Origin of the sequence: Clostridium sp. AF20-7 (genome assembly GCF_003479275.1) — a bacterium.
In the GTDB taxonomy this organism is placed as follows: domain Bacteria; phylum Bacillota; class Clostridia; order Lachnospirales; family Lachnospiraceae; genus Otoolea; species Otoolea fessa.
On the sequence record NZ_QUGF01000016.1, the window covers coordinates 18,421 to 43,569 of the forward strand.

General features: G+C 48.6%; 11 protein-coding genes and 1 riboswitch. Of the genes, 9 read left to right on the forward strand and 2 right to left on the reverse strand.

Annotated features, from left to right (window positions below; genetic code table 11):
• The first annotated feature begins 55 nt into the window (after positions 1-55).
• From DWX68_RS14075 to DWX68_RS14085, 3 genes are all read left to right on the forward strand, one after another.
• On the forward strand, positions 56-13,636 hold the full coding sequence (locus DWX68_RS14075) for a prealbumin-like fold domain-containing protein (protein WP_118629976.1): 13,581 nt from the start codon (positions 56-58) through the stop codon (positions 13,634-13,636).
• Between the two features lie 142 nt (positions 13,637-13,778).
• On the forward strand, positions 13,779-14,762 hold the full coding sequence (locus DWX68_RS14080) for a hypothetical protein (RefSeq protein WP_118629978.1): 984 nt from the start codon (positions 13,779-13,781) through the stop codon (positions 14,760-14,762).
• Between the two features lie 120 nt (positions 14,763-14,882).
• Positions 14,883-14,987, forward strand: a riboswitch (glycine riboswitch).
• Between the two features lie 149 nt (positions 14,988-15,136).
• Positions 15,137-16,540 (forward strand): sodium:alanine symporter family protein, encoded by a 1,404-nt coding sequence (locus tag DWX68_RS14085; protein WP_022359445.1) that lies wholly within the window; start codon positions 15,137-15,139, stop codon positions 16,538-16,540.
• 144 nt (positions 16,541-16,684) lie between these two features.
• Here DWX68_RS14085 and DWX68_RS14090 read toward each other — a convergent pair whose 3' ends face one another.
• Positions 16,685-17,623 (reverse strand): DUF4392 domain-containing protein, encoded by a 939-nt coding sequence (locus DWX68_RS14090; protein WP_107000466.1) that lies wholly within the window; start codon positions 17,621-17,623, stop codon positions 16,685-16,687.
• 393 nt (positions 17,624-18,016) lie between these two features.
• Here DWX68_RS14090 and DWX68_RS14095 point away from each other — a divergent pair, with 393 nt between their 5' ends.
• Positions 18,017-18,535, forward strand: coding sequence for a MazG nucleotide pyrophosphohydrolase domain-containing protein (locus DWX68_RS14095; RefSeq protein ID WP_207663965.1), 519 nt, complete (start codon positions 18,017-18,019; stop codon positions 18,533-18,535).
• 93 nt (positions 18,536-18,628) lie between these two features.
• Here DWX68_RS14095 and DWX68_RS14100 read toward each other — a convergent pair whose 3' ends face one another.
• Entirely contained in the window at positions 18,629-19,057 is a 429-nt protein-coding gene (locus DWX68_RS14100) for an Rrf2 family transcriptional regulator (protein ID WP_022359441.1), read from the reverse strand.
• 547 nt (positions 19,058-19,604) lie between these two features.
• On the opposite strand from DWX68_RS14100, the gene DWX68_RS14105 reads away from it, so the two are divergent.
• The 5 genes from DWX68_RS14105 to sdaAA all read left to right on the forward strand — a co-directional run bounded on the left by DWX68_RS14105 (position 19,605) and on the right by sdaAA (position 24,724).
• Positions 19,605-20,888, forward strand: coding sequence for an O-acetylhomoserine aminocarboxypropyltransferase/cysteine synthase family protein (locus tag DWX68_RS14105; RefSeq protein ID WP_118629980.1), 1,284 nt, complete (start codon positions 19,605-19,607; stop codon positions 20,886-20,888).
• Positions 20,889-21,237: 349 nt separating this feature from the next.
• Positions 21,238-22,110, forward strand: coding sequence for a phosphoribosylaminoimidazolesuccinocarboxamide synthase (locus DWX68_RS14110; protein WP_022359439.1), 873 nt, complete (start codon positions 21,238-21,240; stop codon positions 22,108-22,110).
• 211 nt (positions 22,111-22,321) lie between these two features.
• Positions 22,322-23,086: an SDR family oxidoreductase gene (locus DWX68_RS14115; protein ID WP_333549887.1), complete on the forward strand. Its 765-nt coding sequence runs from the start codon at positions 22,322-22,324 to the stop codon at positions 23,084-23,086.
• Between the two features lie 21 nt (positions 23,087-23,107).
• Positions 23,108-23,767 (forward strand): L-serine ammonia-lyase, iron-sulfur-dependent subunit beta, encoded by a 660-nt coding sequence (gene sdaAB, locus DWX68_RS14120; RefSeq protein WP_107000463.1) that lies wholly within the window; start codon positions 23,108-23,110, stop codon positions 23,765-23,767.
• Between the two features lie 42 nt (positions 23,768-23,809).
• Complete coding sequence (gene sdaAA, locus DWX68_RS14125) at positions 23,810-24,724, forward strand: L-serine ammonia-lyase, iron-sulfur-dependent, subunit alpha (RefSeq protein ID WP_118629982.1); 915 nt, start codon at positions 23,810-23,812, stop codon at positions 24,722-24,724.
• Positions 24,725-25,149: the final 425 nt, after the last annotated feature.

Below are 25,149 nucleotides of genomic sequence, written 5' to 3' on the forward strand. Positions count from 1 at the left end.
AACGAGGGACTGCCGGTGTTAAGGGGCGCGGGCAGTAAAAACGAGGAGGAAGTTTATGGGGGAGTATCGGTACAGAGAGAATGTGAAACGGGGGATGGCGTTTGTACTGGCAATTATATTGGGAGGAATGGCTTTTTTGCCAGGATTCCCGGTTTTTCCGGCGAAAGCGGCACCTGCGAGTGGTCAGCAGACAACACTGACGACAGCCCATGGCGATACGCTGCTGGGACACAAGCTTTATTGTATCGATAAGGGCGGTTATGCGATCTGGGGAATTGCAGAAAAAGGGGATCTCTATGAAGCACACCGTCCCTCCCAGGCATCCGTTCCGCTGAGCAGTCAGGAACAGAAATATGTATTTTGGGCGATGCTCTCGCTCAAAGCCGCGCTGGGGGATGAAAAGGCAAATACATTTATCCGGGCGATCAATGTGGCAGCAAAAGCACAGGGAAAACCGGAAATTATCAAGATGGTGTCCGAGGAAGATCTGAAAACAATCCTCTATGTTCCAGCTGTGCGGGCAAAATATCCGTGGCTGGAGGCAGCTGCGTCAAATAGTGAGGCGTACATGCAAATGGGAGGAATGCTGTCTGGCGGAGGCAGCGGAAAGGAAAATACCGGTGTCGGCGGCGGAAAGATTCCAAATGTGATAGCTTCCAGCACCTCGCTGGGAACGGCAAAACAGGTAGATGCGGCGACTCTGACGCTGTCGTTTGCGCCGGATGGCTCGGATTGGGATTTTATCCGTTCTGTACCGCTTGAATTTTCAAACAATGACGGTGTTTCATTCAGTCCGGTTCCGACCGATGGATGGACATATATAAAAACCGACTCGCAGATTGTATTTAAAAATCCAAATCCAAAACCGTCGAAAGCCCTGATTCGTTTCCGGGTGGAAGGAACCCCATACGCTTCGGGCGGCGGGGGATATGCTTCGGCGGAGGAGGCGATTGACCAGTCGCTTCAAATCTGGGAGTGTGTGACCTGTTCGGGGACACACGGAGGCGGAACGCCTGCCAAAAGTGATCCGTGGATTCATCAGCGGATGGCATGGATGGAGCTCGGAATGGTTCCGGTCAATTATTTTGCTGCATTGGCGGGCGATCCAACCCCGGTACCGGAGCAGGGAGGCATTCAGTTTGAGGTATTTAGGCATGAAGAGGATTTTACTTCCACCTATAATCTACAGATGTATAAATACGATCATGAGACAGGGAAAGCGCTGGAAGGGGCGCGGTTTGGCTTCTTTGAGCGCTTTGACGATAAGAACAGGGTAAATACTGAGCGGGACGGAGCTGCCGAATTGTATGAGGGCGGAGAACCATATGCCAGTCATTATCAGGATGAGCCGGTTCTCTGGGATGGTTTCAGACAAGTGGGTTCGGCGGTAACAGATGGCGATGGCTACGCCTCCCAGACGGTGGAACACGGTTATCACTATGATAAGACGTTCTGTGACGGTCATCCGGCACCGGTCTTTGTACCTGTTCCAGAGGAAGAGGAGGATGAAGAGGGAGAAGTCATCAATGAGGATGAGATTGAGGCGGCGCAGGCAGAAAATATCCGCCTGGCAAATAGCTGGCTTTTGTGCGAAGAGGAATGTGAAAGAAAGGCGGGCGGAGACTTTGAGGGCGTCCATTTCCACTGGATAATGGAGGAGGTCGATGCAGGGGAGATAGAAGGTATCGCGTCAGACGGCGGCTCCGAGGGAGAAACACCCGATGCGGGACCGATGACAGGGGCAGACGGGGAAACTTCGTATGCAAAGTCTGGCTGCCAGGAGGACTGTGGGCAGACGTATGAGAAGTTCATTTCCATGAAGTACAGTTATACCTGGAAAGAATTTAAAGCGCGGGATGGATATATTCTGCATGATGAACATGCAGATGACCTGCCAATTGAGATTATCACAACCGATGCATCTGAGCATGGGGCAAATGCAGCCTTTGGAGGCGGATATTCGCGTGATGTGGTGCTGGGAACGAAGAGTGTGAGAAGGAGTCAGGGCATCGGAGAGGCTTCCGGAAATCAGAATGGAGAAAGTGAGTCGAAGGCAGGAATTTCTGAAAAAAATGGCTGGGATCGTCGAAGTGCGTCTGGCTGGACGATCCGGGAAAATTTAGCGGCTTTTCTGGGGGAGAGTCCTGCATTTCCAGGGCCGTTAAAAATGCGTGTTTTGCCGCAGAGGGTGGTTCTGTTTACGGCATTGGATGCAGCGCTTTTGGGGAAAGGGACACCGTCGGAGGCGGAGATAGGAGAAAAACCGCAAGATACAGGAAGCAAAGCGGGGAGAAATAGGAGTAAGACAAGTGAAAACAAACAGGACATAAATGAAAAAGGCAGAAAATTGACACAGGAGAAGAAGGAAGCAACTGCCTCGGAGATGAAAGTCTCTATTTCGGAGCGTCTGGTAAATCGTGTCCAGAAAGGGTTTGTGTTTATTGATGAAGCGGATGATGATTTAGAAGAAGCAGAAAAAGCGGAACGTGAAAGTATTCGGCGATATATGGCAACCGGCTCAGATTTATTGACAACCGAGGCAGGTTTTTATACAAGCTGGCATTCACCTTCTTCGTTGTATCAAAATCCGCAGTTGTCACAAAGAACGGAAACACTGGCGGGTGCGGCAGCAGAGTCTCTATTTTTCCCTGCCTATGAATCGGCGCTTGTCTCCGCGAGTGTGGGTTCAGCGATAGAGCCGGGAAGTGCTGGCAATTTCAGCCATTGCAATGGGGCAGACGGCGGGAAAGATGCCTGGAGGATCTACGATCATCGGACAGAGGGCGAGGTACATATCAATAAAAAGGATCTGGATCTGAAAAGGGGCGAAAATGAGTCTTACAATGCCCTTGGAGACGCACAGGGGGATGCGACGCTGGAAGGCGCAGTGTATGGCTTGTTTGCAGCAGAAGATCTGCTGCATCCGGATGGGAAAACAGGGGTAGTTTATCGGGCAAATCATCTGGTGGCGGTGGCGACGACAGACAAAAATGGCGATGCCTCGTTTCTGGCATGTACAGAGGCGCCGGGGCGAACCTATGATTATTCGAAGGGGACAATTGCGGATGCAGCGGATGGATGGCGAAAGAAAGCGCCGGGAAATCTGTATACACAAGATGCGGCGATCGATGATTATACGGCAGATAAAGCCTGGGAGCGGATTTATTATAACAATACGTCAAAGAATGGAAATGCCTGGATTGGACGCCCGCTTCTGATGGGGGAATATTATGTCAAGGAATTAAGCCGATCCGAGGGCTTTGAACTTTCGGTTGGAAATAAACTTCACGCAGTTACAAACCTGGGACAGGATCTGGAGGCAGCGGTCCTGGAACCGGGAGAAGGATATGCCCATATTTCCATGCAGATGTACGGGGAAGAGCAGGCAGGCGATGGCGGCGCTGATACGAATGAAATTTTCTTTTCGGCAGAGTCGAAGAACACGAAAGAGGGAGTTTATGAGATTGTGGTGTCAGGGCTGCCGGAGGGCGTGAGCTTTTATCGAAAAGACGAGGGAAAAGGAACGGTTTCGGTGGAAGCTGGGACAGGTGAGTATGAAAAAGTTTATACCGGGGAACTGGCAGTGGCAGAGAACGACTATCAGTATCCAAAGTACAATGCGGATGGCACGCCGATGAATAAAAAAGTTCCGATTGAGTATGCGGCGGGGTGGATGCGCCAGGTCCGAGTGCAGGAACTTGTGCCGGAGACAGTGGAATCAGTTCTTTTGCAGGCTGAAACGGGAATGACCGAGGAAGAAAATGCGGACAAGCTGGCAAAGATATTTGATGTGGATGACTTTTGTTATCTGAAAGGGAAAGCCGAGCGGGTACTCCGCAGACATGCGAAAATAACACCGAGGACACCGGGAGCAGGAGGAAATGCATATTCCAGTATCTATACCGGCGTATTTGACCGGGGCCTCCGGGAAGGAGAGCGGGACGTGTACGGCGTCAGCGGTGTGACGCCGGGAGAAAAGGCAGAAAAAACAGTGTATGGTTCTCCGGTTCAGACGATTGCGGTGCCGAAAACAAAAGATGGAATTTCAATGACAGTGGGAGATGTGATCACTTCCATTCTGGATTTTTATCATACCCATCCATATATCAGCTATGGCGGTCTGGACGCGGTGCAAGAGTCTTCGGATTCGTTTGAATTTACGGTATATGCAGGAATTTTAGGAATACCGGAGAATTTCATGGTACTGGGAAGTGATCCGGAGAAAGACAGCCTGATTTTTCACCGGGCAGAGTGGCTGCCGGAGAATATGGAAATGTGTCCGCGTTATGTGTATATACCATATTCAAATAATCGAGGTCGGGACGCATTTGGAACGTATACTGATTATAGGGAAACTACCGCTGGAAATCAGGTGATGGCGTCGGCACTTTTGCAGACAGATGCTGTGATTGAGGGAGATGGTACGATTGTTCCGAAGGAAAATGAGGTAAATGTCTATTACAAAACCGGGGAAATTCCGTATGATGCGGATGGGCAGCCGATCCAGGTAGTTGTTTACCGGGAAAAGACAGAAACACAGCAGCGGGAGGTAACGGAGACAAAATGGGTTCATCAGGCAGCAGCCCGGAATGCAGATGGGAGATACATACTGCGGGTCAACGCGAATTTTACCGACAGTTTTGGCGTGAAAAAAACAAATGCAGGCGTGCTGGAAGAGCTGGGATTTAAGGCGGTATTGAAAGAGAAGAAGGTTACACTGAACGAGGAAGAAGCCGCAATGCTTGGAAATGGTTTCTTTGCCGGCCACCAGATGAACAGTTCCAGCTATTACACGTGGATAAAACAGGCGCGGGCAAAGGCATATGTCGATTCTGGAGGTTCTGGCTTGACAGGGGATGATTCCTATGTGGTCCCGGTGGCACTGGCGTACCCGGGGCAGGAGACCACCTATCAGGATGCCGGGACAAGGAAAGAACCGCTGGGTGTACTGGAGCGAGTGATCCGCCAGAAGATAAAAATCGTCAAAAATATAGCGACGACACCGGAGGGCACCTATGCACATAACACTTATGCGGAAAGTGGGCACACCGATCCGTTTACGGAAAAAGAGGGAGGAAACGAAAATGTCGCTTCAGCACTGCCAAATTTCCGCTTTAAGCTCTATTTGAAATCCAATCTGGAACGTCTGTACCGAAATACGGATGGCGAAATCGTGTGGATGAACCGGGATGGGGAAGTCGTCTCGTTGCCGGAGGTAAAAAAGAATTTTCCACTGCTTAGAGAATCCTTTGCTCCGGTTCAGAAAATTTTCACGCAGGTAACTCATAAAAAAGATTCCCAGACGGCTGGTTCCGTCAATAACAATGTCTGGGACAGCGCAGTGACGGCAAAGGAACGTCTGTACGAATATGGAAAAGACGGGCAGATCGCGGATTCGAAAGAGGTCAATCAGGGATATACAAGACTTCTTGAGACGGTCATGCGGACCAAGGAAGATGGAGCGGGAGCGGTACGGGAAGTTTCCGGCTATCAGTATGAGAAATTTTTCGATGCGATGGCGGTGGCGAACCGGGATAAATGGCAGCGGGCAGATGCAGCAGATACATCCTTTAAGCCGTTTGCATGGATCCGTACGGGTATTTTTGGAAGCAGCGGCGGAGAAACAAAAGATCCGGTGCATCATAACAATGCGGCGATACAGAATCAGAGCCGTACGTCAGAAGCAGCCGTAGAAAATGCAAAACGGTCGGATGCTGTCCGTCAGTTTGCGATTGACTGGTATTTGAAGAATGAGGTAAAGAAGCAGAACATCCAAGCATCGGGAGAACAGGAAAGCTATCCGGATTATATCTATGATGAAGCATTATATCAGGCAATTTTAAAAGCAGAGGAATATTTGAAGCCGTTTTTCTCCTATGATTTGGACGATTTATACGCGATTGAGTGGGACAGCGCGGAAAATGGAGGTTCCGATCGGGACAAAACAACGTTGTCAGCGGAAAACTTAAAAAAATCTGAGGAAAGTTATTATTACGGCGTTTCGAAATACCTTCCTTACGGAACCTATGTGGCAGTCGAGCAGCAGCCGTATTCGGGAGCACTGGAAGATTTCAAAAATCAGCATTACCAGATCGACCAGCCGAAAGAAATAGAAGTCCCGTCGGTTTATGAGGCAGGTGGAAACCTCGTATCTCCGGAAAAAAAGTCAGCGGATTACCGATATGACGCTTCGGCATCGCCGGAAATGCTGGCGGCGAATTATCAGATCCGGATGAATGAAGAGTGGGGAGATACGAATCAGGCAGATCTGAGGAAATATGTGATCCGCGCGCATGGACAGGATGGAAATTATGAGATTTATAAGTATGGTCTGGATGCGGATAAACGGAAGGGAACGATCTCATATCCAGGCGGAAGCTATGACTACAGCGGATTTTCGCCTACTCAGCGGGAAATGGCGCCGTACAAGGACATTTATCGGTCTGAAAATGCAAACAGCTGTTATCTGAGCAACGAGAAGGTAGAAAGCTATTACCACTATGGTTCGCTCTCAGAGCAGGCAGGGTGGGCAGATTCAGTGGAATATCCGTATGGAGAGAAGACGGATGATAACAATCCGGCGGGATTTTATCTGAAAGATCATGTCAGGACGATCACCGGGGCGCTGACCGGGTTTGACGGGCGGTATTTTCAGGGATTGGTGCCTTACAGTGTGACAGAACCGGCGGCAGAGTCCGCTTATGATGCGTTGGGATTTACCGGATTCGCGGATGGAAAATACCGGAATGCGTTTTATGCTGCAAAGTTTCGGATTGAAAAACTAGATTCGGAGACAGGAGAAAATATTCTGCATGATGACGCTGTGTTCGCTATTTATGCCGCCAGCCGGGATACGTCGAAGTACAGCGAGGGGGAAGTGCAGTTTTATGAAAAAGATACACAGGTGACAGCCAGCCGGGAATTTTTGGAGGCAATGGGGGCAAAGAAAATCGCGCCGGTTGATTTGAAAACGCTAATTCCGTCAAAATACCCATGGAAAGTACCTTATACAGGAAAATATACAGGTATAATCCCGGCAGGAACTCCGATTTGTAGTGAAACTGAGCAGGTGGTGATGCAGGATGACTTTGGGACGCGGACGGGCACATTCCGGGTTTATTCGACGCAGCAGGATTTTGGTGGTTCGGGGGAAATTCTGCCGTCCAACCAGAATACGGGATATCTGATCACGCCGCAGCCACTGGGAGCAGGAGCCTATGTGTTGTGTGAATTATCTGCACCGGAAGGATACGTGAGAACAAAACCGATAGCGGTGGAAGTATATTCGGATGAAGTGACGTATTATCGGGATGGAGAACGCGGTCAGCGGGTGGCGGCTACCGTGTATGGAGAAATGATAACCCGGATAAGCGGCAACGGGGAAATGGTCCAGAACCCGGATGGAACGGAGCCAAATGGCAATAAGCCGCAGGATTGGGGCGATGTGGCGCGGATTTATGTAGGAAATACGCCGATCCGGCTGGAAATTGCGAAGGTAAAACAGGATGAAACGGAGATTTTGTTTGAGTTGAATGATCGGCGAGAGGGAACATTGACCGAGCTTTCGAACCGTTATGGTCTTGAAAATCTGGAATTGGCGTACAATGCGTCGGGAACGTTCCTTGGGTACGGGTGGTCAAAAGGCTGGCTGGACAGTCTGAGGGCAAAACAGGAAGCCGGGGAATGGATTGACCTGATTTATGAGGATCAGGTTTTTACTGGAAAGGCGCTCTGGCATCGTGTTCCAGATACAGCGCGCGCATTCAACCGATATCTTCCAGGTGCATCGATGCGCCTGTATGATGCGATCGAGGTAAAGAAGAACGGGGACAGTGAGGACCGGGCGTATGCCGGTGTCAATGTGGTGCGCGATTCGTTTGGAAATGTGACCCGGATGTATGTGCAGAAAGGCTATGCGGGAAACCGGCTTCTGTATGTGAGGGATAAAGATCAAGAGGAGGAAAATAACAATTATAAACGATATACGCAGGATGACCGGTTCAACGACCAGGGGAAAGGCAGATGGATTCTCAAGCGGGTTGAACGCGAAGATACAGACATTTTATATTACGATCTGGGGGCTCTGGCGGTATTTACGACACTCCGGGGTGTGCGATATGCCTATAACGAAAAAGGCGAACCAGTGCGTCCGAAAGACAGCGAACCGATCTATGCGATGAAAGACGGTGTTCCATTTCTGGAAATTGTAAGCCCCAGCTATGAAGAAATGGTGTACAGCCGGAAAGAAAGGCGGTTCGAATACATTCCTTCCGGGACAAAATTCTATCATCTGGCATCAGACGGAGGCCGGGACAGCGAGGTAGAACCGTACACGGGAATGGCATATGTGACGGAGGAGAAAACCGGCAAAACATTGGTGTGGGCGATCCGGGTATCTAAGGATCACTATGGAAATGTGATTGCCAGGGATAAGATAAAGACCGGCCGTGTGGCAACGATGTATGCTGATACGGAACAGGAGTACACGATTGGAACATATGACGGAGGTCTGCTGCAGCCCCATGTCAATCCGGTTTTGAATGAAAATGGGCTGCCGGTTTATTACCAGCGTTCCGCTCAGACCTATATTAAAGGATATCCCGTTTATGATCGGGATGGCGATTATGTGCGTTACCGATACAGCGATCTTCTCAGAGCTTACAATGCCAATGCATGGGATCTGCAGTTGAAGGCAGCACTCTATGATATTGGAAATGATCCGGAAAAACGGGAAGATGATCGACCGCTGTACCACCGTCAGGGTGAGGCGTATCTGATGGAAAACAGCTGGATAACCGGGGATGAAACGCCAAACGATCCGTTCCATACACGGATCAGAGATGGGCAGGTGGATGTTTTAAAACGCGTCCCGGCGGGAACGTATATTTTAGAGGAGACACGCGCCCCATCCGGCTATGCGAAACGGATGCCGACAGGTCTTACGGTAGAGGAAACCTGTGAGGTACAGGAGCTGCGCCTTACTAACCGCCCGATCACGGTGCAGATCGAAAAGATCGACGCGCCAAAGCAATATCAGCAGCCAGTCCGGGACTATGATCACATTTTGAACGAATCGGATTCTAAGACCTGGGAGGAAGGAAAAGGAGGTTATACGTTTTCAAGTGTGGAAGGAGCCGTGTTAGCGCTCTATCCAGCAAAAAGAGTTGCGAGTGATGATTTGGAAACACATCCGTCCGGGTATTATCTGGAAAAGAAAGGGGAACTTCCGGCGAACTGGACGGTACTAGATGAGAGAAACCAGAAAAAGACAGTGACTGCCAAATGGACCGTCGGAAAGACGCCGATGGCATGGGAGGGGATTCCGGCAGGCGATTATATTCTCGAGGAGATAGAGACGCCTCCGGGATATCTGACAAATCAAATGGAGGTGGAAATCCAGGAAACTTCTAAGCTGCAGCTCATCACGATGCGGGAAGATCATATAAAAACCGCCTTTTTCAAATATGAGGAGAAGGATGGAAAAAAAGAATGTCTGCCGAATGCATATGCGGCGGAGCTGACCCTGTATGAGGCAGTGACAGATGAAAATGGAATTGTCATGGAGGCGGATGGAACACCGCGCTATGACCGGGAAAAACAGGTGACGAGCTGGAAAACCGAAGATGCGAAAGCCTACAGCCAAGGAAGAGACAGCTTTGCAGCCCGCTATCAGAAGCTGTATGCAGAATATCATACAAGGTTCAACACGGTTACATGGTGTGGATATACCGCTGAAAAACAGGAAGAAACAGCGACAGAACAGGGCGAATCAGTGCGTCAGCTCTGGAATCTGGGAAATGGTTCACAGGTGCTTGTTCAGGCGACGAAAAATCTGCAGCTAGATGGAAAAGCAGGCTACAGCTATGATTTCCGATGGAATTACCAGGCGGAGGGAACTCTGGTCAGCTATGATACCTCCGATGGGATTCACCGAATTGATTATTTACCACTGAATCCGACGAAAAATGATTTGGCTTCGAACAGAAAGAAAGGCTATTACGTTCTGGTGGAGACGAAAACACCAAGCGGCTATCAGAAAGCAGCACCGAAGCCGGTAATTGTCGAAGAAACTGCTGAAATTCAGCTTTACGGGCTGGAAAATAGGGCAAAGTCTGTCTATATTTCCAAGCTGGGAAGATCAGGGGAGATATCCGAAGAGGCAATTTATCTGGCAGGCGCAGAACTTGCTGTTTTCCGGGCGGCACAGGATGGAAGCCTGGTGCAGGAAAAAGAATATTTAGTGGAACGCTGGATTTCTGGATCGGATGGAAAGTTTACAGAGGAAGAAGCAGAAAAACAGGAGATTCCGGCAGGCTGGAAGGCAGGGGACTGGAAGCCGCATCGGATTTCTCCGATTGCCTATGGAGCTTATTATTTGGTGGAATTTTCGGCACCGGCAGGTTATCGGCCCATGGAACCTAGGAAATTTATTGTGGCTGCTGCTTCGGAGGAGACAATCGAAGCGGTTAATACGCTGAAACAGGGGCGAGTTCGGGTTGAAAAGGTGGATGAGAGAAAGCCAGAGGAAAAACTGGCAGGTGCGGTGTTTGAAGTGAAAAACAGAGAGACGGGAGAAAGGGTTCAGATGGAGACAGACGAGAGCGGTCAGGCGGAAAGTCCGTTTCTGCCAATCGGAACGATAGGGGAGAATGGAGGCTGGATTCCGTACCATTACGAAGTCCGTGAGACGATGCCGCCGGATGGATATCAACTTATTCCGCGCGTGTACGAGGTGCTGATAGAAGATCAGAAGGAATGCGAGGTGCTAACGTATGATCTGACGGTGCCGAATGAAACAACGAAAATCAAAATTTCCAAGCTGGATTTCGATACGGGTCTCTTTGTGTCAGGAGCAAAGCTGGCAGTGTATGAAGCCGGATTTTTGGATGGTGTGTACACTGAAGCGGGTGAGGCATTGGAAACCTGGATCTGCGATGGGAAAACACACGTGATAGAAGGAAAGCTGATTGCCGGGCACACGTATCTTCTGAAAGAACTGGAAGCGCCGGATGGATACACTGTGCAGAAACCGATGATTTTCACGGTGTCAGATACAGGCAGGGGGATTAATGCAGCCAGAGATGGTGCAAATGCGCTGGAGACAGAGACAGCAGACGGTTTATTTGACAGCATAACGTCTCTGCGGGTGCAGGGAAGAAAAGCACTTCGTCTGGTGAGAACACTGTGGGATTTGGACAGTGGGGAAGAATTTGTACTTTCTTCACTGATGGAAGCTTCTGTGCCTTATCTGGAGCGAGAAAAATGTGAAAAAGAGGGGGTGGCGGAAGGACATCGTTTCGAACTGCGGGAGATCATTGAGTTCAGTGACGGCAGCCGCCGGACGATAGGAAAAAATACATTCCGCCTGAATTGGGATGAGAACGGACATTATCCGCTGACGCTTCGAACATTAAAAGGAACGAGGTATCGTCTGGAAGAATATGATCAAAAAGAGACAGATGGCAGGGAAGTGGAAAGCTGGATCCCGGAAAACAGAGATGGCCTGGGATATATCCATGAAATACGAAATCCGGAATACAGCGACCCTTGTGGCATCCGCGCCGTTTCCCCGATTGGAAAAGATGGAGCAGCGGTGCTGCCGGGAAGTGTAATTGTATATGAAATTACATATCGGAACCAGTCAGATAAAAAAGAAAATATGAAGATTGGACTGGAGATTCCAGCTGGGTGTGAACTAATGACAGCGGCTTCGATGGGCGGAGCGGAACAAATAGGTGAATCCTGGTATTGGAATATAGAGAATGTGGCAGCCGGATCAGGAGGCATTTTGCGGGTGGCTGTTCTGGTTGGAGAGCATATAAATGAAAACGGACAGGAAAATCATTCTGGTATGACGGTAACGGCAACGATATGGGGAAAAACGGGCAAAAGCTATGAATCCTTCCATCCAATTCTATCTCCGGGCGCAATTGCTATCGCCGGGCGGGTGACAGGAACTGCCGCGGCGTTGTTAAGGCAGGTAGATATAACATATACGTTATACTTAAAGAATGCGGAGGGAAAAGAGCTTCCAGGCTTGATTTCGTACACAGGTTCTAAATCGGGAACGCTGCGAAGTGGAGGAAGCCTGACGCTTTCTTGTGGCGAATCGGTTGTTTTGACAGGAATGCCGTGGGGAGCCAACTATGAGGTTCGGGCACAAGTTCCGGCACAGACTCCGGATGGACTGCCGATCGAGTGGAAGAGTACAGGAAGCACGGGACGGACCTCCCGGCATGGAAATACAGTGCTCTGGGAATTTCATCAGAATGATCGGTCGGTGCGTGAAGTGCTCAAACGTGGGAATAGATACCGCCTGGTTGAACTGCTGGAACTGGACGGTGGAAAAACGGAAGAGGTGGAGTCGAATCAGATGATTTTTTCTCTGGGGGACGATGCACAGATAGATGGAATTGGAATGATAGATTCCCCGACAAAGCTGGTCTTTTCAAAGACAGATCTGGGCGGAACGGAGCTTCCGGGTGCTCAGATAGAGATTCTGGATCAGTCTGGAAATGTAATCGAATCATGGATTTCTGCGGCTCATCCTCATGAGATTATTGGAACGTTGACACCGGGAAAGAGTTATATAATGCGCGAGACGGGAGCGCCGGATGGATTTGCGTATGCGGAAGAGATTCCGTTTACTGTTTCCGAGGATGGAACGGTCGAGCGGATTTCCATGCAGGATAAGCCGACGCACGTGGAAATCACAAAATACAGTGTGACGGGAGAAAAGGAACTGCCGGGGGCGCGGATGGAACTCTGGGAGGAGAAGGAAGGCGGAACCTTGGTTGATTCGTGGGTATCTGATCGGGGCGCCCATGTGATAAAAGGAAAGTTAAACGCTGGAAAAAACTATGTGCTGGTAGAAAAAATAGCGCCGGATGGGTACTGGAAAGCAGAAAAAGTGACATTTACGGTATCACTGGACGGTCGAGTCGATCAGGTGAAGATGTATGACAGACCGACAAAAGTGCAGGTTGAGAAGCGGAAATGGAGGGAGCAGAAAGGAGATAGCGAATTTGTAAAAGGTGCCCGCCTGAGGATTTCTGATGAGACTGGAAAGGTAATATTGGAATGGATTTCTGAAGAAAAGGAGAAATGCATACAGGGCATTTTAAAGGAGGGCTGCCGCTATATTCTGGAAGAGCTGGAAGCGCCGGAGGGCTACGAAAAAGCCGAACCAGTTTCATTTACGGTTTCAGAGGGCGAAACGGTGACGGTTGTGCGGATGTATGACTGCTTGAAGCCGGAGAATCCGGGGCGACCGGGACACGGTCAGCCGGAACATCCAAAGAAAGTGATAGAAGATCTGAAAGAGGGCTATTTAACAGTTCATGTGCCAGAGTCGATCTGTGGAGATGGGAAAATTGTTCTCGACGGCAGACAGATGAAGCCGCTTCCGAAGATGGGATATGGAGAATCAGCCACCTGGGAAGTAGAAGGTGCTTATCAGGTTGAGGACGAAAAAGAGCGTCTGAATGAAGTGATTTCACTGATTTGGAAGTGGAAACTGGTGATTGGACTGATATGTATGAGCGCTGGGGCTGGACTGGCGCTCGTAGAGCGGCTAAGAAAGGAGGAAAATATAAAAAAGAATATGGAGAGGAATGATAAGGGCAAGGAGGAGTAAAAAAATAAGAGAAAAATGAACAGAAGAAAGATGTACTCTCGGAGTCTTTTCTGCACTTGCTTTTGCGGCTAACAAAAAACATTTCACAAAATCAAGCACAGAAAGATTTCGAGAGTACATAAAGTGGGAGAGGAGGAATTTTATGAATCAGATGGCGAAAGGGCTGCTCTTCGGAGCAGCCGTACTGAGCCAGGCGGCTGCGGGATGTTTTCCCGCTGCCGCGGCATCCATCGATCGGGTCAGGATTCGGCTGGCAGCAGAAGAGCTGGATGAAATGGGAATGCCTGTTTTGGAGGCGGAAAGCCGGGACAGGGCATATAGCGTCACTGGTGTGGAACGAATCTCCGGTGATCCGGCAAGCGGACCGGCGATGGATGGGGCAGAGGTGGGAAAAAAAGAAAATGAACAATATAAAGGGAGCATACAAGCCGACTCTGAAAATATAGGTACCAAAGAAGTTTCTTTAGAAGAACGAAAGATAGAAGAAATCCATGCAGAAGAACCTGCTCCGGAAATTCTATACGAAATAGAACTGGAATCCGACGCAGATGATTCTTTTTCCGTCCTTCGCCAGGAGGACATCCAGTTTTCAGGGCTTGGCGCGGTATGCAGCAAGGCAGTTCGGAAGGATAATGGCACTACGTTGCTTTTGACGATCGAATTACAGGATGCCGGAGAGATAATAGGGACGGTGGATGCAGCAGTCTGGGCGGAAAGAGGAATTGGCAGGTGGAAGAAAGCGCCGGGGGCTTCGGCATATTTGGTGATGCTTTACCGGGATGCGAAGCGTGTCGGACATCCGCATCGGACGAGTGCTGAACAGTACGATTTTGTACCGTTGATGCAGACTGCGGGCGTATATCATTTTAAAGTGATTCCTCTGACAAAGCAGGGAAAGCGTGGTCAGGCAGCAGAATCGGCATGGAGGAAAGTGACGGAGGCAGAGGCAGCTCAAAAACGGGAAGAATGGGGAGGGAAAAAGCCGGGATGGCAGCCAGAAGGGGAAATTCCATCGTATATTTTAAAAGATGGTGCATACCCGCAGATGGATTCTCTTTTGATTGGGGAAAAGTATGAGCAGTTTAATGAAAAGGGGGAAAACGTGTCGCGAACCGTAATATTTTGAGGATTTTCGTATAATTTATAAAAATCAGTTGAAAAAGCAGAAGAAATGTGATAGCATACCTCACATAAGTTCGTTCCTGTTTACTGAACCGTCCTGACGAGTGATCGAAGGTCAGTCAGGCAGGGACACTCTGGAGAGTCTCCAAGAAGGAGCGCCGAAGGTGTAAGACGGATGCACGTCCATGGTATTCGTTGATCTCTCAGGCAAAAGGACAGGGCATACAACCAATCACAATGGAACCAGGGGATGAGTTCTATTGTATGCATATGTTCTACTCTTTGGAGAGCTGATTTGTATCAGCTCTTATTTTATTACTCGATCCCGGATTTACAAAAGAGCCGGAATCGTAACGAAAACATAGAGGAGGATAAAAAATGGACACGATTTTGACACTGGTAAACAAAGGCAATGATTTTCTGTGGAGTTTTCTTCTGCTGATTCTGCTGTGTGGAACGGGCATCTATTACACGATTCGTCTCAAATTCATCCAGGTAAGAAAATTTGGCGAGGGCTGCAAGCATGTGTTTGGACATTTCAGCCTGAACGGAGAAAAACATGAAAAAGGGGAAATGAGCCCGTTTCAGTCGATCATGACGGCGATCGCAGCACAGGTTGGTACTGGTAACCTGGCAGGTGCGGCGACAGCGCTGTTTGGCGGCGGTCCGGGTGCAATCTTCTGGATGTGGCTGAGCGCGTTCTTCGGAATGGCGACCATCTACTCCGAGGCGGTTCTGGCACAGACCTACAAAACAGAGGTAAATGGTGAGGTGACAGGCGGACCTGTCTACTACATCAAGGCGGCATTTAAAGGTAATTTTGGAAAGGTATTATCCACTCTGTTTGCTATCTTTATTGTTTTAGCACTTGGGTTTATGGGCAATATGGTACAGTCCAACTCGATCGGTGCTGCGTTTACAGAGGTATTTCAGGTATATGGAATCAATATTCCGCCGATCACGATCGGTCTTGTGCTGGCAGTACTGGCAGGATTCATTTTCATTGGTGGAACCAAACGTCTGGCAGCTGTGGTAGAGAAGGTTGTGCCAGTTATGGCAGGCGTTTACATTGTAGGAAGCCTGATTCTGATTGGTCTTCATATCAATCATGTGCCGACAGCATTTATGATGATCATCAAGGGCGCGTTTGATCCGAAAGCGGTAATGGGTGCTGGTGCTGGTATCACCGTCCGCGAAGCAATCCGTTTTGGTGTAGCGAGAGGACTTTTCTCCAATGAGGCAGGTATGGGTTCCACACCGCATGCTCACGCACGTGCGAAAGCAGAAAGCCCGCATCATCAGGGGCTTTGTGCGATGATCAGTGTCTTTATTGATACATTTGTTATTTTAAATCTGACCGTATTTGCAGTCCTGACAACGGATGCGATGAGCTCCGGCAAGGATGGTACAGCGCTGACACAGGCGGCATTCATGCAGAGCTTTGGAAACTTTGGTTCTATTTTTATTGCGATCTGCCTGCTGTTCTTCGCATTTTCGACGATTCTGGGATGGCATTTCTTTGGTCTGACGAATGCGAAATATCTGTTCGGCGAGGGCGCGGCAAAGGTTTATTCCTTCATCGTAGTGATTTGTATTGTCATTGGTTCTATGTTAAAGGTAAATTTAGTATGGGCTCTGGCAGATTTCTTCAACGCGCTGATGGTTATTCCGAACGTTTTGGCATTACTTGCATTGAGTCATGTGGTTGTGGCGGCTGACCGGAAAGCGGAAGCGATCACGAAAAATGTGACACAGGCATATCGGGCTGCAGAAGAAAAGTAAGAGCAAATAAAGAGAAGATAAAAGGTAACTGTAAGCGTAAAAAGCGAGCATTAAACAATCATTCAAAAAAGACCTGCTTATGTAGTGAAATACATAAGCAGGTCTTTTTTATGAAAATGAAAACAAATAAAAAACCAAAAGTCCCTAAACAGCTGCCATTACCTTCCGCTCTCTGTAAAAATAAGGAGTTTCTCTCTTTGCTGTCTGCTTTTTAAGCGTTTCATCGGTCAATTCGCGGACAGACTGCAAAATCCTCAGATGCGTCTCCAGAGGGAGTGCATCAACGGTCAGTTCCGCTTTTTTCGTGCATCCATCCACACCGCCTGCTGCCACAACCCGGCGGAGCAATTCTGTCTCGGTGCGGTCAGAGGGGAGAAGATTCCGTCCTAATTCCAGGGAGAGCAGGGAGGCAATGCCCCAGCCCCACCAGTTGGAAACGCCGCTTGCCAGCGTCAGGTCTGCTGCTTCTGCGGTGCAGATAAGTTCGCCGTGTGGAACACCTGCGAGAATTTCACGGCGGAAAGTCCCCATTCCCATCTCGTTGCCGCCATCTCCGATGGAAATGACCGTGGCACCAGCTTCTCTGGCAGCAGACAGGAAAAGAGCCGAATCCGTGATCATGTCGTCGAGCTGTTCACCGCGCATGCTGTGATAATGTCCGTTTTCAGCTTTACCTGGGCGCTCCAGGCTGATCAGATGGGTCGGTTTTGCATCATGGATAAAGGTGCGGATAAAGTTATCCGTATTCTGTTCCGGCAGACGGATCAAGGTTGCCTGCGGAGCGCGGAAGCGGAGAGCCGCTTCCAGATGCGGATAAGAAGACCAGTCGGTTACGACTGACACGCCGCAGCCAGCTGCCGTCAGCGCTGCTGCGAGGTTGGCAGTTCCGGAAGGTCCATCCGTCTCGCCGGTAATAGAACCGTCTGGCATTCGAACCGGGAAACCGGTCAGAAGAACGGCTCTTTTCGCATGGGCGAGAGAAGCAGATACAGCCGCAAGTGGGGAAGCAGGCAGAGATGCTAAAAGTCCGCGACCGCCAAAATCCTGTTTCATAATTGAATCTAAAGTTTCATAAAAAGTCATGGTATCAATCCTCCAGGTATACTGCATTGTGCAGAAATTGACAGGGGATTTTCTATCTGGATGATCCGAGCGCTTATTTACTGGATAATTTCCAAATCAAAAAAGATTGGCAGCAGTCCGGTATGGTAGCTGTATCGGAATCATGTGCAATAAAAAAAGACCCACGTATCCTGTAAGATTCATGGCTCTTATTTACGAAGGGAGCATCCGGGCAGGAGTCCCGATAAATAAAAGAATCTATTTTATTATAATTGTATTGTAAATGAAAAATATCAGACTGTCAATTCCAAATTCATTTTACGGCTGACAGAAAGCAAAATTTGGAATATAATAAAAAAATAAGCATATAAACAAGCTCAGAAATAAAAGCAGACAAGAAAATGGATAGAGAGAATGAAACGAGAATCAAATGAGATAAAAAAAGAAAATGACCGCGCCGCATCGTTCATGCGCTTCTGCGAGGTAGTCCGCCATCTCCGTGCCGAGGACGGCTGTCCGTGGGATCGGGCGCAGACGCATACATCGCTGAAACCGTACTGCATTGAAGAAGCGGCAGAGGTGATTGGCGGTATCAATATCTGGGAGGCGACCGGCGATGCGGAGAACCTGAAAGAAGAACTGGGGGATTTAATGCTGCAGATTCTTCTTCACGCGCAGATCGCGGAGGAAGAAGGACTGTTTACGGTACGGGAGGTCATGGATGGCGCCAGCGAAAAAATGATCCGCCGCCATCCGCACGTGTTTGGTAAGTCGATGCTGTCCGAACAGGGAGAACCGGTCACGGATTGGGATGCAATCAAGAAGCAGGAAAAAGCCGGAAAAGAGTGGACGGAAGCGTATCTTCCGGGAGCACTGGAAGAGGCGGGGAAACTGCTCGAGCGGGCAAAAGAGCGGAAAGGCATCAAAAAATAACATTTGAGATGCTTCAATACTGAAATAAATAGAAAAATCTATATATAAAAAGGCATTCGGTCAAAATGGAATGCCTTCGTTCATTTATAAATGCTAATTCGTACTTTTCGGCAAAGACTGACTTTCTTTTACCAGATCTTCTAAAGTAATATTATAGAAGAAATTGTGTACAACCTGATCAAAGCGTTTCCACATCGGCAGGGTCACGCAGCTTGTCTGACGTTCGCACGGCGGCGCATCCGGTGCAAGGCAGGCAACGGAAGAGAGAGAGCCTTCGGTCAGTTCCAGAATCTCTCCGGCGGTATATTCATTAATCGGACGGGTCAGACGGTAACCGCCGCCTTTGCCGCGCTGTCCTTCCAGTAATTTATTTTTGACCAGAACCTTCAAGATGATTTCCAGATACTTTTCAGAAATCTGCTGACGGGTGGCAATTTCATTCAGTGGTATATATCCAGCAGAATTTTGTTCCGCCAGATCGATCATAACGCGCAGAGCGTATCTTCCTTTTGTCGATATCATTCGGTAACCTCCTTACTATTAACCAATTATAACGCAAGGTAATAGGACTTTCAAGGAGAAAAGCGTGGAAAACATAGAAAAAAGTTTTTTTCTAATACCTATTGACAAAGTTGGTTTATAAGAGTATCATTAAGCCATCGAGTTCAGAAAGAACATGAAAATAAAAAGGAGGCAGATACAATGGCAAGACAGAATATTATATGGAACGGAAATCTGATGTGTTGTTGTCGAATGTGTAATTCCCGGGCATTTTATATGGTCAGGTAAATTTGCATATCTGCCATTTAAGAGAATGACAACGATTTAAGATGCAAGCCATTTGCCCGGGAGCTTAAAGAAAATTAAGCGGTCCGGCTTTTTGTTTACCCAAAAAGCTAAATATACATTTGCATAAGCAAATATAATATTGCGGAAAAAGCAATTATTTTATATAAAACTTGAAAATAAATGGAAAAACGCTTGCTCAAATAAAAAATGAATATAAAATAAAAACAAATTTACATACTAGGAAATAAACTTTCAGAAATAGAAAGAGAGGTATTTTGAGATGGGAAACTATAGATTTGAGACTCTTCAGTTACACGTAGGTCAGGAGCAGCCGGATCCGGCAACCGATTCCAGAGCCGTTCCGATTTATCAGACCACTTCTTATGTATTTAAAAATTCAGCACATGCGGCAGCACGTTTTGGTCTGGCAGATGCCGGTAACATTTACGGACGTCTGACCAACTCCACACAGGATGTTTTTGAGAAGAGGATCGCAGCACTGGAGGGCGGCGTTGCAGCACTGGCAACCGCATCCGGCGCAGCTGCTATTACATATACAATCGAGGCACTGGCAGCGGACGGCGGTCACATTGTAGCACAGAAGACCATCTACGGCGGCAGCTACAACCTTTTAGAGCATACACTTTCCCATTTCGGTGTATCTACAACTTTCGTAGACGCTCATAATCTTGAAGCGGTAGAAAGTGCAATTCAGGAAAATACCCGTGCTATCTATCTGGAGACTCTCGGAAATCCGAATAGTGATATCCCGGACATCGACGCGATTGCTGAGATTGCACACAAACACGGACTTCCGTTAGTCATTGACAATACATTTGGTACACCGTACCTGATTCGCCCGATCGAGCATGGCGCAGACATTGTCGTACATTCCGCTACCAAGTTCATCGGCGGACACGGAACCACTCTGGGCGGCATCATCGTAGATTCCGGTAAATTTGACTGGAAAGCAAGCGGCAAATATCCGGCAATCGCAGATCCGAATCCGAGCTACCACGGCGTATCTTTCGTAGAGGCAGCAGGTCCGGCAGCATTCGTTACCTACATCCGTGCGATCCTTCTGCGTGATATGGGCGCTACGATTTCCCCGTTCAACGCATTCCTGCTTCTTCAGGGAACTGAGACATTGTCTCTGCGTATCGACCGTCATGTAGAAAATACCAAGAAGGTTGTTGAGTACCTGTCCAAACATCCGTTAGTAGAGCACGTAAATCATCCGTCTCTGCCGAATCATCCGGATCATGCACTGTATGAGAAATATTTCCCGAACGGCGGCGCTTCTATATTCACCTTTGAGATCAAGGGCGGACAGGCAGAAGCTCATAAGTTCATCGACAATCTGCAGCTCTTCTCCCTGTTAGCAAACGTAGCAGATGTAAAGAGCCTGGTTATCCATCCAGCAACAACAACCCACTCCCAGCTGACTGACAAGGAGCTGGCAGATCAGGGCATTAAGCAGAACACCATCCGTCTTTCCATCGGTACTGAGCATATCGACGATATCATCGAGGATCTGGAGCGTGGATTTGCAGCTCTGAAATAAGTAAGAGTGTGTCGGTCTGAGAATCCGAGACATATACATAATAAATAATGAATTGATAAAATGCGGTGTCATCTGAAAACTCTTCTTTAAAACAGGGAAGAACGGCAGATGACGCTGCATTTTTGCTATTCCATTTTGGAAGAAAATGGCGTAGAAAAATTCATGCCAAACTGCATTTTACAGGGTAAAATGCTGAATTGTTGGGATTTAAGGGGGAAACGGGGAGGCGAGTCTTGACAATAAGGGCGGATAAGTGGTAATTTATCAGATAGAAGGATACAGAGCTGTACATTTGTGATATAGGGGGGCTCTGGATTCCACCATAAAATTTAAGAATGAGGTGCGAAAAATGCAGGAGATGAAACCGATTAAAGAAGGAAAAGTCCGTGAAATCTATGACAATGGAGACAGTCTGATTATGGTTGCAACGGATCGTATCAGTTGCTTTGATGTTATCTTACATAATGAAGTGACAAACAAAGGCAAGGTACTGACACAGATGTCTAAGTTCTGGTTTGACCTTACGAAAGATATTATCCCGAATCACATGATTTCCGTAGATGTAAAAGACATGCCGGAATTCTTCCAGCAGGAGAAATTCGAAGGAAAGAGCATGATGTGCCGTAAGCTTGAGATGCTTCCGATTGAGTGCATCGTCCGCGGTTATATCACAGGAAGCGGCTGGGCAAGCTACCAGAAGACCGGAAAGGTTTGTGGAATTGAACTGCCGGAAGGCTTAAAAGAGTCTGACAAACTGCCGGAGCCGATCTACACACCGTCCACTAAGGCAGAGATTGGCGATCATGATGAAAACATCTCCTATGAGCAGAGCGTAGATCATCTGGAAAAATACTTCCCGGGCAAGGGAAAGGAGTATGCAGATAAGCTGCGTGAATACACGATAGCACTTTACAAAAAATGTGCGGAGTACGCACTGGAAAAAGGTATCATTATCGCAGATACCAAGTTTGAGTTCGGTCTGGATGAGAATGGCAACATCGTTCTTGGTGATGAGATGCTGACTCCGGACAGCTCCCGTTTCTGGCCGGCACAGGGCTACGAGGCAGGACATTCCCAGCCGTCCTTCGACAAGCAGTTTGCACGCGATTGGCTGACCGCTCATCCGGGCAATGACTGGACACTCCCGCAGGAGATTGTAGACAAGACCATTGAAAAATATCTTCAGAGCTATGAGATGCTGACCGGCGAAAAGCTGGCATAAGCGAATCGCTCGATGCAGCCAGTCAGGCAGCGGAAGAAAATGCATTGAATAAAAGTAAAAAAGCTGCTGTGAAAAGAATGAAATTCTTGTTTCGCGGCAGCTTTTATATATGGAAATAAAAAACAAATATATCGCTAGTTCGTAATCTGCAGCAGAGGGGCTGTTTACAGATGTGTGCTTTTGAAAGGGAAAATAAAAGATGCGCGATTTCATGGATTTATTTAGCTTAAAGGGGAAAAAAGCGATCGTTACGGGCGGAACCAGAGGACTCGGCTATGGCATGGCAGAGGGACTGTGCAGAGCTGGGGCGGAGGTTGCTATTTTGGGAACAAGTGAGAAGGTGCGGGAGAGCGCTGATGCGCTTGCACGGACAACCGGTGTGGTGGTTCACGGAATAGTGGGAGATCTGGTAAGAGAAGAGGAGGTTCCGAATATCTATAAGCGTCTGGTGGAAAGTCTTGATGGTCAGGCGGATATACTGGTAAACTGTGCGGGAGTTCAGCACCGGTGCGTGGCAGAAGATTTTCCGATGGAAGAGTGGAATCGGATTCTGCGAGTAAATTTAGGTGCTATGTTCCAGATGTCTCAGCTGGCGGCGCGGGATATGCTGCAGCGTGGATACGGCAGGATTATTAATGTGGCATCGATGACCTCCTTCTTCGGAAGTGTGATGATACCGGCATACGCGGCAAGTAAGGGCGGTGTGGCGCAGCTCACGAAAGCCTGCTCCAATGAATGGTCATCGTGTGGTGTGACCGTCAATGCGATCGCACCTGGTTATATGGAGACAAAGCTCACATCGGACATGAAAGCCAAAAATCCGGATCAGTATGAAGAGGTAACGGCGCGGATCCCGATGCACCGCTGGGGGAAGGCGGAGGATCTGGCAGGAATTACCGTGTTTTTAGCGAGTGACGCGGCAGAATATATAACGGGAGCGGTAATCCCGGTGGATGGCGGCTACCTGGCGAAGTAAACGAGAGAAAAGGAAAGAAATATGAATCTATTTGATATAGTAGGTCCGGTGATGGTCGGACCGTCCAGTTCCCACACAGCGGGCGCGGTTCGGATTGGATTTGTGGCGCAGAAGCTTCTTGGGGAACCGGTTAAGCGGGCAAGGATTGGTCTGTACGGCTCATTTCTGGCAACGGGAACCGGACACGGAACCCAGAAAGCGCTGATTGCGGGACTTTTAGGAATGGTGCCGGACGACATGCGGATTCCGGACAGCTTTCACCTGGCAGAGGAGAAAGGGATTGAGTTTTCCTTTGAGGAAGCTAATTTAAAAGAGGCGCATCCAAATTCGGCGGAACTGGAGCTTGAGGGCATTTCTGGGCGCAGTCTGACGGTAGTAGGTGAATCACTGGGCGGTTCCCGGATCAATATTGCGAAGGTCGATGGGATTGAAGCCAATTTTTCCGGCAGTTATCCAACCTTGGTTGTCCACAACGACGATCAGCCGGGACATGTGGCGGATGTGACGGCGATGCTGGCGCACAAATCGATCAATATTGCGACGATGCAGCTCTACCGTGCGGCGCGCGGCGGCATGGCAGTGATGGTTATTGAGTGCGATCAAGAGATTCCGGAAGAAGGGCTTGTGTGGCTGCGCCGTCAGGAGGGTATCCGAAAGGTAACATATTTAAGTCTTCGATAGGAAAGGTTCATATAAGAAAAGGAATGGAACGGGAAAATGGAAATGTTATATCATTCAGTGAGTGATCTGGTCCGCTTAGCGAACGAACATCAAATTCCGCTCTGGAAGGTGGTTCTTCTGGCAGATGTGCAGGAACGCCAGGTGACGGTGGAAGAATCGTTTGAAACAATGCGGCAGATGTATCAGGCGATGCGCCAGGCAGATCAGGAATACGACGGCTCGATCGTCTCGGCAAGTGGAATGGCGGGCGGCGACGGAGAAAAACTGCACGCATACAATGCCTCCGGTCGCAGCCTGGCGGGCGGATACATGGGGCTTGTGATGGAAAAAGCGGTGAAAATGGGAGAGTCCAACGCCTGTATGAAACGAATCGTGGCGGCTCCGACGGCGGGCGCATGCGGGGTGATTCCGGCGGTATTTTTGTCGTATGAGGAATATTGTAAGGAAACGGAGAACCGGATGGTCGAGGCGCTCTTTGTCAGTGCAGGAATCGGTGCGGTTATTGCAGAAAATGCGAGCATCGCCGGTGCATCGGGTGGATGCCAGGCGGAGATTGGTTCAGCAAGTGCGATGGCAGCAGGGGGGCTGGCATATCTGCAGGGCGGCGATGCGGAGTGTATCGCGAATGCAGCGGCATTTGCCCTCAAAAATATGTTGGGACTAACCTGTGATCCGGTCTGTGGTCTGGTTGAAGTTCCGTGTATCAAGCGGAATTCCGCCGGCGCCGTCAATGCGGCGGTCAGTGCGCAGATGGCAATGGCGGGAATCAAGAGTGCAATCCCGGCAGACGAGGTCATCGATTCCATGCGTCGGATCGGCAATGCGCTTCCGGCTGCTTTACGCGAGACGAGTGAAGGCGGTCTGGCAGTGACCGAGAGTGCCAGAAAGATAGCGGGACGGATGGGAAAGAAGGAACACATTGCTAAGAAAACCCGGGAAAGCAATAAAAATCAATAGAACCAGACAGCACGCGATTGCAGAACCTGTCAGAACTGTTCCGGCTGCTGATGAGAAGATAAAATTGTAGAAGAAAGAACAGCAATATAGAAATAGCTCTGTTTAAATGATGCCAGAATATTCTTGAAAATCACAAAAAAACATATAAAATAGCAAATTTAGAAAAATGCTTGACTTTCCGGGAATGCTCTGGTATCATAACATACGTCCTCGAGACAAGGACAAAAACAAAACACGAAACGAAAGAAATGATTTGAAAATTCTTGATGAACTCAGAAAAAATTTCGGAAAAACGTGGATTTGTAAAAAATAAAAAAGTGTTGACAAAAGCAAAAACTTTTGATAAACTATAAAAGTTGCTGCTGAGGCAATAACAAAGAACCTTGAAAACTGAACAGTATGTAAAACCCTGAAAATTCTAAGAA